Origin of the sequence: Dielma fastidiosa (assembly GCF_003475485.1) — a bacterium.
GTDB classification, from domain to species: domain Bacteria; phylum Bacillota_I; class Bacilli_A; order Erysipelotrichales; family Erysipelotrichaceae; genus Dielma; species Dielma fastidiosa.
On the sequence record NZ_QRQL01000004.1, the window covers coordinates 20,826 to 35,186 of the forward strand.

Genomic DNA, 14,361 nt, shown 5'->3' on the forward strand with positions numbered 1-14,361 from the left:
GGACAAAAATATGAAAAATAAAGTAAAGAATATAATAGCAACCATGATTGCGTGCGTTCTAACTTTGTCATTCTCTTGCGGGATAATTTATTCTGCAGGAGAAGTGACAATGGATAATTTTTTTAAAGAGTATGGAGAATCTACCTCCACCTTTAATGGTATTGATTTATTAAGTCTTATACCTGTTAGAGATGAAGTGAATCAATACTTTAATGATTATGTTGTTGATGAAACTTGTGATTTACAATGTGCATACAATCAAGTCGCAGCAGGAGAAGATTTTGATTTAGATACTGAAGCGCCAGCAGGTCCATATAAGATAAACTTAGATATAGAAAAAGGTCAGGATTATCCAATCAATATTAGTGTTGGTACAGGAGATAAGGCTATTAATTATGAACAGATAAAAATTCATTTTTTCTTTAATAAAGATGACTTAAACGCTGAATATCCTGTATTTGATGTACCTAGTGTAGTTAATGGCGCTGGAGCAGATATTGATGGTACATTGGTAAGTGGTCAAATAGTAAATACTAGTCAATATGGCTATAATAAAGTAATTAATTACGGTGTTACATCAAGAGCAGCTTCAAAAGATGCTTTGGATATTAAAGGATTCAAAATAAAAACAGATAAAAATGTAGGTGATACTTTTACTGTTCGTTTAGATTTCATAAAGTCAGTTGATTCAAAGGATACAGAAGGTATCAATGCAATACAATATTTTGACATTACTTTCCATGTAATTGAACCTACCTCTACCACCACTCAATTGCAGGCACCGACTCTTACGTTAGAGTCGGATGCCGACAATGGCGGTCTGAAGTATACCGTAGAAGATACTGTTAATAATGGTAATGCATCCAGTTATGCCATTGATTTATTCAGTGATGCGGAATGTAATACTAAAGTGGGTAATCCGATCAATGTATCAAAAGAAGCAATGAACGGAAACATCTCTTTAGGAAATGGAATCACTGCGGGGAATACATATTACGCAAAAGTTAAAGCAGTCGGAGACGGTGTTGCTTATTCAGATTCACCGTTAAGCACACCTGCTGTTTCAGCGGCAGCTGCTAATGAACCAGTTGTTGTTAAGAATATAAGTTTCACTGCTTTGACAGCCAATGGCTCCTCTACTGAGACTACAAGTGAATTGACCTTTACTTTCAGTGATGATATTGATGGCTTGACAGCGGATAAGATCACGCTCAGCGGTGTTAATGGTATCACAAAAGGTAACCTGACTAAAGAAAGTACTGGTGTTTATAAGCTTGCAATCAATAATGTAAGTGTATCAGGCACACTGAAAGCGACGGTTGCATCCATTGATGGATATTCAATCACACCAAATGAAAATACGGTATCGATTTATTATGCTGCGCCGATTACCAATGTAGTATGGAGCAGTGCGGCAGCCGATGGTGTGGCAAATAAAACTACCTCGACCAAAATCGATGTCGTATTCGATACACCAATCACCAATCTAACAAAAGAAAACTTCTCGATTGAAAACGCTCAGATTGATTCATTAGGCGGCAGCAACGGCAATTATAGTTTGGCGATCAGTAATGTAACAACACAAGGAGAGGCGACCTTAACAGTCACATCACCTTCTGGATATTCCATTTCACCGATAAGTCAAAAGGTAATATTACATAAGAAAGCTGACCCAATCAATGCAGTATTAACAAACGTGACTGCGGATGGGGATTCTACACATACGAGCACTCAGCTAACTTTAACCTTTGACCAAGATATCACAGGGTTAAGTGCTGATCATATCACGTTAACAGGTATAAATAATATCGTCAAAGGTTCACTTTCAAAAGCGGCCGGAACCGGTGTTTATACTTTAGCAATCAGCGGCTTTACAACTGGTGGAACAGTGAATGTTTCAGTAAGCAGAGTTGAAGGATACAACATCACCGGTAATCAATCTGCAGTGATTCATCATTATACTGAACCAGCACCGGTTCAGCAATTTACCATTCATTATGATCTAGCTGGCGGTACTGGCAGCTATCCGGATCAAAAGGCTGCACTGAATGCTGACATTACGATTCCCAATACTGTACCTGTGAAGTCTGGCTATACGTTTACTGGCTGGAAGTTATCAACAGACAGCAGCATCAAGCAGCCGGGAGCAAAAATCACAAGTTCAGAATCAAAGACGATTACCTTAACGGCTCAATGGACTAAAGATGATATCGCGGTATCCTTTGAAGTCTTCGCAAACGGTACGGCAAACATATCAGATACGACCCAAGTTACAGTAACCTTTGATCAGCCTGTCATCGGCCTGACAAAAGATAATTTTAGTCTGACCAATGCGACTGTGACAGAAATCAGCGGCAGCGGTAAAACTTATATCCTGAATATCTCTAACGTAACGACAGAAGGCTCGGCCACATTGACAGTGACTGCGCCTAGCGGTTATACGATCGCCAGCAACAGTAAGACGGTAACCTTACATAAGGATACGAGAGTACCGGTCAGCTTAACTGCAGTAGAAGCAGACGGCATCAAAAATCAGACATCTACATCTACCGTTACATTAAAATTCGATTTATCGATTTCCCTAACGGCAGAAAACATTAAGATAACCGATCTTGACGGTACCGGCGCAGTCATAGGAAATCTCAGGGCACAAGGGAATAACTATGAATTAACGCTCAATAACCTGAAAAAGAGCGGCCGTATTAAAATTGAAATCATCAATGTGCCGGCTGGTTATGTATTAAGCGGCAATGGCAAAGAAGTAAACGTTCTCTATGTTACCGATTCTAAGAAGCCAGAAACCACTGCATTCTATGATCAAGTGATCGACAATGGTGTCAGTTATGCATTAACGAGCAATGTGATCAATGCTGATGAATACACGGCAATTACTTATCAATGGTACGCATCAAGCGACAGCGATAGTCTAGGTGATTCAGTATGCAATACAGCTGTCTGCAGCGTGACTTTAAATGATGAGACTAAATATTACACATTAAAAGTGACTGTTACTGAGGGTGACAACAAAGCCACTGAATACACGGCCGGCAAGGTAAAGGTTACAGCTAATGCCGAGGCAAAATATGTCGTAAACTTCGAACTGAATGGCGGTACAGGGCAATTTACCTCAATCAGTCAGAGTCTTGGCAGTGAGATCCTATTGAATGGCGAAGAACCAATAAGAAAAAATTATATCTTCACCGGCTGGAAGGGCGACGATGGTATCAGCTATGCAAAGAATGGTACGATCAAGAGTCCGGAAACTTCTAAGACATACACGCTGACAGCGCAATGGAAAGCTGAAGGATCAGGAAATACAGGCGGTGGAACAGGCGGCGGCAGCTTTGGCGGCGGCAGCAGCAAGAATGAAGGCTGGAAAGAAGAAAAGGACGGCACCTATTATTATGAAAACGGCAAGCTGGTAACCGGCTTCAAAGAGATCGAAGCAAAGACCTATTACTTCAACAATGAAGGAAAGATGGTGACAGGCTTTAATGACATCAACTCAAAGACCTATTACTTCGATCAAAAGGGAGTCATGAAGAAAGCAAGCTGGTTTGAAGAAACAAGAAAACGCTATTACGCCTATGCCGACGGTGTGATCGCGAAAGGATGGCTGCCGATCGAAAGTGATTGGTACTACATGAATCCAACGGACGGACATCTAATGAAGGACTGGGTCAGAGATGGTAATGACTGGTACTTCATGGGACCGGAAGACGGCAAACTATGGCGTCAGCATTGGGCACCGGACAACAGCGGCAACTGGTATTATGTGGATCTGGATGGAAAGATGATCTATAACACATGGATACCGAGTCACAGCGGCTATTGGTACTACATCGGAAGCGATGGAAAGATGGTAAGCAACGCGATGGTAGAAGGCTGCTGGATCAACAGCTTAGGCATCTATCAAAGTCCGACCTATCAAGGATAAACAAAAAAAAGGAACAGAGTGATCTGTTCCTCACTATGGAGAAGAAGTCGAAAGATGGAATCTCCACCGGTAAAGGGAGTGATGTTTTCCCCCAAGTTTCATCACTCTCTTTTTTTATGCTTAAGAACCCGATGTTTGATGATAGCAAAGCTGAACAAAAAAGCAAGCTGTCAAGAGATTTTAACCTATTGACATGCTTGCAAATAACAAATCAAAATACACTATTCATCAATCTTAAAGAACCAATTATCTCCGATAAACAATACTTGATCAGCCTCCATCATTCGAACCGTCTCTGTCAAATCAAACGGCTGACCTGTCTCAGCTTCATAATAACGCCAGTCAATCACTCTGACTTCATGATAATGATGACTGAGCAGTTTAACAACCGCATTATCAAAGGAATTGCCTAACACTAATAAATTACCTTCTTTTTCCGGATTAATAAATAACACTTCACCATTATCACCGCCATAGAAGCTGCCGTAATGACTGGCTCCCTTTTCGGCATCATATTCATGATTAAAATATTCCTGTTCCTGTCCATAACTGCCTTCTAAGCCATTAATCATGACAGTGATATTTGAATCCTCAGGCATCTGATACGCACAAAAGGTTTCATGGGTATCAAAATATGCGGTTAATCTGGCACTTGAACCTTGGAAATCAAGTTCATCAAAACAAATTTCATCAAGGGGATTCATCGGTGTTTCTTCAGGCTTCAGCATAGCCAGTAAATTCCGATATCCCATATATGAACCTACATGATTCCAATGATGATCACTCTTATAAAAATATTTCCGGTAATCATCAAAATCATTAACCGCGAACCGTTCAATCTGTTTCACATTCAGATGCTGACTGACGAAAGGAAAATAACGATCAGCCGGCGTTTCAGCATTAAAATCAATGGCGGATGAAGTAGTAATGAAATAGGCATAAAAATCAATATCATTAAGCTGATCAATCAGTGGATTCATCGTATCGGCAAACCGCTGATAGCTTGTGAAATCAATCGTCTCACCCGGCCGATAAATCAGATAACCGCTGTCACCATATCGATAAATTCCTTTTCCCAATGCAATGTATTCAAAAGTTTCTTTTGGCTTTTCGACATCAGGTTCGCTGTTTGGCGCCTCTGCATTCTGCGATTCATTAAATTGAATTAAACAGTCGGCAGGCAGCCGCTGAACCTTTTTTACGACAGCCTTGATCTGTTCACTATACATCAGCTGATCATTTAAAAAGCTGTCAATCGCTTCCTGATAAGTCCCCTGTGCGAACGCATCTAAGCTAAATTCAGGCCATTTCTGAAGTGATCTGTTTTCAATCAGTGAAAATTCAAGCTGACCGCGCATGGGAATACCCAAAACAAACCACCCGCATCCCGCAAGCATCAATAAGAATAAAATATTTCTTTTCATGCGAACCTCCTAAAAACGATAGTAGATAAAAGGATTATAGGAATTACTCATCAGCATGATAATGCATATGAATAAAATTATCACAAACATCAGATCCGCTATAACACCGGCAAGCCGCTGACTCTGGGCAAAATAACGCCGATAAAGCTTATTGAAAGCTGGCAGGCTCGCTAAAAAAGCCAATGGCATATAACATAAGGCATACACGGCATCCGGCTGTTCATAGGCAATCCTGCTTAGATCCGCAGGCGCATATACAAACATGCGATGCAGAAAGCCCAACAATGCCTGCATATCCTCGACCCTGAAAATCACCCAGCTGACAATGATGACAAATAAAGTAAATAGCCAACGTAAAATAGAAGGCAGCTTCTCATTTAATTTAAGCAGAAATAATTTCTCAAGCATCAGCCATAAGCCAAAGTATAGACCCCAGAGAATATAATTCCAGTTTGCGCCATGCCACAGTCCGGTAAGTAACCAGACAATCAATATATTGCGTATCCATTTGAGCTTAGAACATCGATTACCGCCCAAAGGTATATAGATATAATCTCTAAACCAGCTGCTTAGCGATATATGCCAGCGCCGCCAAAAATCGGTGATGCTTTTCGCAATCAGCGGATAACGGAAATTCTCTAAAAAGTGAAAACCAAACATTTGTCCCAAGCCGATAGCCATATCACTGTAACCGGAAAAATCAAAATAAATCTGAAACGTATAAGCAACCGCCCCAAGCCAAATCAAAACCGTACCGCTCGCTGACGGTGCCTGATTAAATACAAAATCGGCAAGGACAGCCATGTTATTACTTAAAATCACCTTTTTTCCTAAGCCCAAAATAAATCGACGCAGACCATTCGCAATATCCGCAATGCTGCTGTGCCGCTCTCTTAATTCCTGTTCGATCGTTTCATAACGGACAATTGGCCCTGCCACAAGCTGAGGAAATAGCGCAATATATGTGCCAAGCCGAATAAAATTATGCTGAGCCTGCACCTTTCCCTGATATACATCAATTAAATAAGACAATACTTGAAATGTATAGAAACTGATACCAACCGGTAAAATCAATTCTTTAATTGGTATCTGAAAAGGCAGAATCAGATTTAAGTTAGAAAAAATAAACCGCTGATACTTAAAATAAAACAGAAAGAAGATACAAGTAAAAATTGACAGTATAAAGTAAAACAGTGCTAATTTTGAATGCATTTCCTTATATATTTCAATTAATAAGCCAAACAGATACGCTACCAGCATCGTTGCCAGAATAACCAGAACATAGATTGGTTCTTCCCAGGCATAGAAAATAATTGAAGCAGTAAACAAGACTAAATTACGCCATTTCAAATTGCTGATTGGGAAATAGAGGCAGCAAACAAGCGGCAGGAAGAAGAATAAAAAACTCAGACTTGAAAAAACCATGCTTATTCTCCAGCCAGCTTATAAAACCAATTATCACCAACAAGCAGACACTGATTAATGCTATTCTCCTTCATATAAGCTTCTAAATCTAAAGGCATCTGCATATCATCTTCATAATAGCGCATATCAATCACATGTACCTGATTAAAACTCTCCGCAAGTAATTTCACAATTGCATTATCAAAGGAAGTACCAATGACTAACAGTTTTCCCTCTTGATCAGGATTCGTAAATACCAGCTTGCCATCATCACCGCCATAATAAATGCCATAATGACTGACGCCTAATGCTTCATCATACATTTTTAAACGATAAGCTTCTTCATTGCCATATGTACTCTCAATATCATTGATCCTAACCGTAATATTAGGATTCCTTTCAAATTCATAGGCACAGAAATTCTCTGTCATATTACTGCCGCTCTGTCTAGCATTTGATCCTAAAGACTGTAAATTATCAAAACAATTCAAATCAAGCGGCTTTATTACCTCAGCTTCTGGTTTCAGCATTCCTAATATATCCACATACCCTTGATAAGAGCCCTGATAACTCCAATGATGATCTGTTTTATAGAAATAATTTTTATAATCTGAAAAGCTGTTCATATCCAGCCGCTTCATCTCTTTCACATGTAAATGTGACTGTATAAATGTATAATAATCATCATGAATCGGAAGTCTGCTGAAATCTACAGCTCCGGAAGTAGGAATATAGTAAGCAAAAAAATCGACATCACTCATGACCTCGATCATTGAATTAAACTTATCTGTAAATCTTTCATAATTAGTAAAATCAATGGACTCTACAGGACGATAAAGTAAATAACCACTATTCCCATACATATAAATACCGCCGCCCAGAGCTTCATATTCCTTTACATAAAAAACATTCAGATCTCTGACACACATCGGTACTGCCGCTGGTTTTGTTAAGGGTTCTGCCTCAGTACGCTTAGGCATATAAAACAAGCCTGCTGCGGCAATGACTAAAACAATTGTAAATAATAATAGAATCTGTAATAATTTCATTCGCTTATCCTGCCTTTATTCGTAAAAAATTCCCAAGTTTTTTACCGGTCAGAAGCAAATTTATTTATCTTTAATCGTCAAACACCTATAAGTATATCATATCCTTCTCTTAGTTGCAGTATCAAAACCAGCAGTAAAAAGAAATAATAATTTCACTCATCTTCCGAATCATTTAAAAGAAAAGCATCCTGAAGATAACTGTTTAATGGTATGCCTGCCTGTCTCAGTCTTCTATAAATACTCGCTCTGTTCATTCCGCACCGCTCTTCTAATTCCTTTGTCGATATCTCCTTCAGCCGCCATTTATGGAAATCCTCATTGAAATTATCCGGCAGCGGCATTTTCTTTCTGCCAAAGCTCACACCTCTCGCTTTAGCGGCGGCGATTCCTTCAGCCTGTCTCTTCTTAATATTTTCTCTTTCAATCTGTGCAACATAAGCAAGAATCTGCAGCGTAAGATCAGCGATAAAAATACCGGTCAGATTACGGTCAGAAACACGGGTATCAAGCAGCGGAAAATCAAGGACGACAATATCAGCGCCGATATCCTTAGTTATGATTCGCCATTGTTCGAGAATTTCATCGTAGTTTCTGCCTAGCCGGTCGATACTTGATACAACCAGCAAATCCCCCAGACTAAGTTTCTTCATCAGCCGCTGCCACTGCGGTCTCTCAAAATCCTTTCCGCTTTGTTTATCCATGAAAATGTTTCTTGGTTTAATATTCCATTCAGCCAGAGAAGCACGCTTCCGATCTTCGTTTTGATCCTTACTTGAGACACGTATGTACCCGTAGATTTTATTCATGATAGAACCCCCCCTTATGAGAAAAATCCTATCGGACTGTGAATGTTTTTTTCATTAGATTATCTGATATGAATATTTCAAACAAGCATAATTTTTTTAATTCATAAATGATTTGGTATTTATATCACTAAAAAGCTGCAGTGAATAAATAGGCGATGAATTAATGAAACTGCGTCTGATACTGCAAAATGTATGAATAAACTGGATATTTATATGGATAATCTAATTCTTACACTACTAGTTAATTGTAAGAGAATTGAGAGGTAAAAGCAACTAAAGGTAATAAATGGAAATAAACGATTTCTGGTGTACGTTTAGTGATTTATTGTAATCGATGGCTATATCTTCAATAGTCTCATGGATGGTTATGCTGACTGCTATGGTATAATGAATTAAGTAAGAAAAGCTTTATAAATTATAGAATCCGCATTAAAATAAAACCATAAGCTAGGAGCTGATGATATGAAAATTGCAATGGGACAATTGAATGTAAAGGCTGGCAGGCCTTCAGAGAATATAGCGGCGATGAAAGTCATGATTCAAAAAGCAAAAGAGGATCATGCGGATTTAATTGTGTTTCCTGAATTATGTGTTTCAGGTTACTTGTTGGCAGATAAATGGCTGGATAATGACTGGTGTGAGAGTTTAATAGCATATAATGAAGAGATCCGTCAATGTTCACAGGGGATTGGCGTGATTTGGGGAAATCTGGGAACGATTGAGGGGATTCGCGGCCGTGATGGGCGTAAGGTTCGTTTAAATACGGCATTCTTTGCTTATAACGGAGAATGGGTTAAACGTGAAAATGGCTTGTATGATGGAATGTATGTCAAATACCTTAATCCCGATTACCGTGTTTTTGATGACAGCCGTTACTTTCTTTCAGCTCTTGAATTATGTGAACAATTGGTCGTTGACCGTAATTTCATGACCAGTCCCTTTCTGTTTGAAATCAATAATCATGTTGAGCGGATCGGATTAGAAGTCTGTGAAGATATGTGGAATGGTGATTACAGTTTTGATCCTACCAGAGAATATCTGCGGGAGCATGTATCGATGATTGTTAATATTTCCAGTTCTCCATGGACTAGAAATAAAGAAATTGGCAGAAGTAAACAGATTATGAGGCATTGCTTGGATATTTATCCATTTGTGCCTTTTGTCTATGTAAATGCGTGCGGCATGCAGAATAGCTCTAAAACTGTATGTGTCTTTGATGGTGATTCTACGATTTGGAATAAAGCTGGCGAAGTTATTCACGCATGCAATGACGCGTTTATGGAAGAATTGAAGGTTGTTGATCTTGATGAAGCTTCCGCTGTTAAGAAAACAGAACATAAGCTGTTGAAAGCCTTGCTTTGTTCATTAAAGGAGTTTGATGAACAGCTGTTTGATAGAAAAGTAAAATGGATCATTGGTCTGTCAGGCGGCTTGGACAGCAGTGTGAATGCCGCGTTACTGACGATGGCATTAGGCAAAGAGAGAATCATCGGTTTAAATATGGCAACTCAATATAACAGTACGACAACGATTGATAATGCTCATCAGTTGGCAAAACGTCTTGGTATTGAATGCCGGGACGGCATGATTCAGTCATTGGTTACAGCAAGTGAGGAAGTTTTGAAACAATATATAACACAGGATGTTACAGAATTTGCTTTAGAAAATATACAAGCCAGAATCAGAGGCTCTGTGTTAAGCGCCGTTTCACAGCTTGAAAATGGTGTCATAATCAATAATGGCAATAAGGTTGAAATGGCATTGGGTTATTGTACACTATATGGTGATACGATTGGCTGCATTGCACCTTTAGGTGATGTGACCAAGGCAGAATTATTTGAGCTTGCTAGAAGCATCAATGAAACCCTTCATGAAGAAGTGATTCCAACTAATTTATTGCCTGAAATGGTTATGGGTGAGCTGAAATGGCAGATGCCGCCTAGTGCTGAGTTAAAGAGTAATCAGAGTGATCCGATGAAATGGTTTTACCATGATTACTTGGTACAGCGTCTTTGTGAATATCCAACGTATCAGATTGAGACACTGCTCGCGGATTATCTTGATGGCTCAATCATGGAGGGTGAATTTGGCAAATGGCTGCGCCTGTATCATTTAGAGGAGCCAACGGCTTTTATTGAAGATCTTGAATGGGTACTTTCTAAATTTTCTGCCGGTGTATTTAAACGTCTACAGACGCCGCCGATCGTTATGGTGTCACGGGGCGCTTTCGGCAGTGATTTCAGAGAGAATCAGATGAAGGTTGAAAGAAGTCAGCGCTATTTAGATTTAAAGACGCAAATATTGAATAAACCTACAATTACTTTCAGTGCGCCAAACGATCATGAGGCTGTGCGGTATGCGGTCATTATGGCACGTTATCAAAGCAAGTGGATCTTTGTCCAAGCTAAAAACCGCGATACACTGGAAATTCCCGGCGGTAAACGGGAGCTGAATGAAACGATTCAGGAAACGGCGGTTAGAGAGTTATTTGAAGAAACCGGTGCGGTGAAATGTACTTGCAAACCTTTATTTAATTATTGTGTAGAAAGTAAGGGAGAGCCATCATGGGGGCAGTTATTCTTTGCGGATATTGAAGAGCTGGAACCCTTGCCGGAATATGAAATTGAATCAATTGTGCTGTTAGATAAATTGCCTAAAAAGCTTACCTATCCGGCAATTCAGCCATATCTATACAGAAAGGCACTCACTGTCTTAAAGGAGGAACTAAATGGAAGCAAATAAACCGCTGCCGATTCAGACAGCATTTAATGTTCGTGAATTAGGCGGTTATGTAAATATTGATAAGCAAACTTTAAAACAAGGGCATTTTATACGCTCAGGCGGGATATCTGAATTGAGTGATGAAGATTGCGCTTATTTATATGATTACGGTGTTCGTACAATTATCGACTTACGTTCAGCGGATGAAAGAGCGACTAAACCTGACCGGCTGATTAATTATAAAGATATAAAAAATTACGCATTTTCATTATCTGAAGATGCGGAACCAGGAAAGATGCAGAATTTGACGATTTCCTCAATGGATCAATTATATTGCCGTATTCTTGATAAGAGTCAGGCAATGATCGGTGAAATATTTAAAATCATGCTGGCAAGTAAGGGAACCGTTTTATTTCATTGTACCGCGGGTAAAGACCGTACTGGGGTACTGGCAATGCTGCTGCTGAAGCTGGCGGATGTTGATGAAGAAACGATTATTAATGATTACGCGGCTAGTTATCAGAATTTACTGCCTTATATTCACCGCCTTCAAAAATCATTGGAAGATATTCACATGAAGCTGCCGCTGCATGTATTTGAGTCTGATCCGCAGAATATGCGCCAAACCTTAGCTTATTTTAATCAGCGGTATACGATTCGCGGTTATCTGACATCCGCCGGCTTAAGTGAAGAAGAAATTGACGAGCTGCGCTCACAACTGGTATAATTATGATCCTCAGTGTGTCACAGCGCTGTGATATTCCTGCGTATTTTTCTGATTGGTTTTATCAGCGAATCAAGGAAGGCTTTGCCGATGTACGCGCGCCTTTTAATCCTCAGCTTGTTCACCGTGTGAATCTAAGCCGGGAAAATGTTGATTTAATCGTATTTATGAGTAAAAATCCACTGCCGATGATGGCAAAGCTGGATCAATTAAATGGTTATAACTGCTGTTTTCAAATTACGATTACACCCTATACTCATGATATTGAGAAAAATGTCGCGGATAAAAGGTTAATTATAGAAGCTGTCCGCACTTTAAGCCGCCGATATGGTCCGCACGCTGTAATTGTTCGTTATGATCCGATTCTGCTTAATCAGCGGTATACAATCGACTACCACATGAAGGCTTTTCAGCGTTTGTGTGAACAATTGTCATCTGCAATCGATACAATTATATTTAGTTTTGTCGATGAATATAAAAATACCCGTGCTCATCAAGCTGAGTTAAAGCTGATGCCAATCAGTGAGAGTCAAATGCTGCTGCTTGCCAGAGGGATGGCTCAGATTGCGGAAAGCTATGGTATCCGGCTGCAGACTTGCGGTGAAAAAATTGATCTACAGCATCTAAATATTCAAAAAGGCAGCTGTATATCCTCAAAGCTGCTTGCTGACTATGGCATACACAGCGCATATCCGCTTGCTAAAACAAGAGGTGACGGCTGTGATTGTCTGGCATATACTGATCTTGGCGCGTACAACTGCTGTGCCCATGGCTGCAGCTATTGCTATGCCAATTATGATGAGGCAAAGGTCAAAATGAATTTGCACCAGCATGATCCGATGTCTACAATGCTTATAGGTCATCTTAAACCAGAGGATAAATTAGTCGATAAAAGGCAGAAAGTTAAACAGACTGTCTTATTTTAGAAGTTTATGCATGGTTTTGTCGAAGGCTTTTGATTTCAAAATAGATAGTGTTCAGGTTATAATAGAGACGAGGGTAACGTATGAGAATCAATAAATATATCAGTTCAACCGGTTTTTGTTCCCGCCGGGCTGCCGAGCAATTTATCCAAGACGGACGCGTTACGGTAAATGGTCAGCCGGCATTAATCAGCACCCCGATTGAAGAGGGTGACGTTGTCTGTGTGGATGGCAAAAGAGTTGAACCGCTTAGGGATTATGTTTATCTGCTTTTGAATAAACCGGTAGGTATTACCTGTACTACGGAAAGACATGTCGAGGGGAATATTATTGATTATATCAACTATCCTGAACGTTTATTCCCAATTGGCCGTTTGGATAAGGATTCAAGCGGATTAATTGTTCTAACAAATGACGGTGATATTGTAAATCAGACCTTAAGAGAAGAAAACGGGCATACAAAAGAGTATGAGGTTGAAGTAGACGGTCGGATCAATGATGAGTTTTTGGCAAAGATGGCAGCTGGGATTCGAATCTATAACCCAGTTACCAACAGCTATGTTATTACTAAGAAGTGTGAAATTCATCAAACTGGCCCACGGCATTTCAGAATCATTTTGACACAGGGTTATAACCGGCAAATCCGAAGGATGTGTTCAGCTTTGAATTATCATGTTCGTTCATTGCGCAGAATCCGTTTCCTTAATCTGACCATAAAGGGATTAGCGGTGGGACAATGGCGTGAATGCACACCTGAAGAAGTAAGTGAATTGAAGCGATTAGCCAATATGCAATGAGTATTATGATTTTTTTACTATGTAAAAACCATTTCTTACAAAATTGATAGGTCAGAGTATGATGTTTCGGTGTACACTTAAAGTATAAATTAAGAAAATCTTAAGATGTTCCTCAAGATGTTCTTAATAGATCAATCTTATAATTGAGGTACACAAAGGAGCTTGGATAGAACTATGAAACGAATGCTGCTGGTAGTGAGCATGGTATTATTATCCATGAGCGGATGTATTAATGCCAAGCCGATGAGTATAGAAGAGCGGCTGGCTCATGAATTTTATAAGTTAAATGATCAGGGATATTTTAAAGAAATGGTTGGGGTTACCTATGAATTATCCTATGATGGGGTATTTACAATTTCCAAAAAGGGAAGCTATGATCTCAATTCAGATATTGTAAAGGTTAAAAGCTGTGAAGTGCTGGCGGAGACGATGGAAGCCGTTGATGAGGGCAGCTGCAGAAAAAAGGATTTGGAGAAAGCAACGCAGATTTATGAAGCCTTTAAGATTGAACTAGGGCGACTTGATATTAGTAAAGATGAGCTGCTGGAGTTTTTAAATAAAGAATAGGAGGGGTGT

10 protein-coding genes are annotated in these 14,361 nt (G+C 39.6%); 6 read left to right on the forward strand and 4 right to left on the reverse strand.

Going from position 1 to position 14,361, the window contains the following annotated elements:
- Positions 1–109: 109 nt before the first annotated feature.
- On the forward strand, positions 110–3,937 hold the full coding sequence (locus DWZ33_RS09760; protein WP_182425634.1) for an InlB B-repeat-containing protein: 3,828 nt from the start codon (positions 110–112) through the stop codon (positions 3,935–3,937).
- Positions 3,938–4,158: 221 nt separating this feature from the next.
- Here the strand turns inward: DWZ33_RS09760 and DWZ33_RS09765 are convergent, their stop codons facing one another.
- The 4 genes from DWZ33_RS09765 to DWZ33_RS09780 all read right to left on the reverse strand — a co-directional run bounded on the left by DWZ33_RS09765 (position 4,159) and on the right by DWZ33_RS09780 (position 8,620).
- Complete coding sequence (locus DWZ33_RS09765) at positions 4,159–5,361, reverse strand: DHHW family protein (protein WP_118454677.1); 1,203 nt, start codon at positions 5,359–5,361, stop codon at positions 4,159–4,161.
- Between the two features lie 9 nt (positions 5,362–5,370).
- Positions 5,371–6,786 carry an MBOAT family O-acyltransferase gene (locus tag DWZ33_RS09770; RefSeq protein WP_118454678.1) on the reverse strand — a complete coding sequence of 472 codons (1,416 nt, stop codon included), beginning with the start codon at positions 6,784–6,786 and terminating at the stop codon, positions 5,371–5,373.
- Between the two features lie 2 nt (positions 6,787–6,788).
- Positions 6,789–7,814, reverse strand: a complete 1,026-nt coding sequence (locus tag DWZ33_RS09775) for a DHHW family protein (protein ID WP_118454679.1) — start codon at positions 7,812–7,814, stop codon at positions 6,789–6,791.
- A 152-nt stretch (positions 7,815–7,966) separates the two neighbouring features.
- A complete protein-coding gene (locus DWZ33_RS09780; protein ID WP_118454680.1) occupies positions 7,967–8,620 on the reverse strand; it encodes a recombinase family protein in 654 nt (217 codons plus the stop codon).
- A gap of 462 nt (positions 8,621–9,082) precedes the next feature.
- Here DWZ33_RS09780 and nadE point away from each other — a divergent pair, with 462 nt between their 5' ends.
- The 5 genes from nadE to DWZ33_RS09805 all read left to right on the forward strand — a co-directional run bounded on the left by nadE (position 9,083) and on the right by DWZ33_RS09805 (position 14,352).
- Positions 9,083–11,362, forward strand: a complete 2,280-nt coding sequence (gene nadE, locus DWZ33_RS09785) for an NAD(+) synthase (RefSeq protein WP_118454681.1) — start codon at positions 9,083–9,085, stop codon at positions 11,360–11,362.
- Positions 11,349–12,068, forward strand: coding sequence for a tyrosine-protein phosphatase (locus DWZ33_RS09790; protein ID WP_118454682.1), 720 nt, complete (start codon positions 11,349–11,351; stop codon positions 12,066–12,068). The genes nadE and DWZ33_RS09790 overlap by 14 nt, the downstream gene beginning before the upstream one ends.
- A gap of 2 nt (positions 12,069–12,070) precedes the next feature.
- A complete protein-coding gene (locus DWZ33_RS09795; RefSeq protein ID WP_118454683.1) occupies positions 12,071–12,991 on the forward strand; it encodes a DUF1848 domain-containing protein in 921 nt (306 codons plus the stop codon).
- 80 nt (positions 12,992–13,071) lie between these two features.
- Entirely contained in the window at positions 13,072–13,785 is a 714-nt protein-coding gene (locus DWZ33_RS09800; protein WP_118454684.1) for a pseudouridine synthase, read from the forward strand.
- A 174-nt stretch (positions 13,786–13,959) separates the two neighbouring features.
- Positions 13,960–14,352 carry a hypothetical protein gene (locus DWZ33_RS09805; protein ID WP_022938858.1) on the forward strand — a complete coding sequence of 131 codons (393 nt, stop codon included), beginning with the start codon at positions 13,960–13,962 and terminating at the stop codon, positions 14,350–14,352.
- Positions 14,353–14,361: the final 9 nt, after the last annotated feature.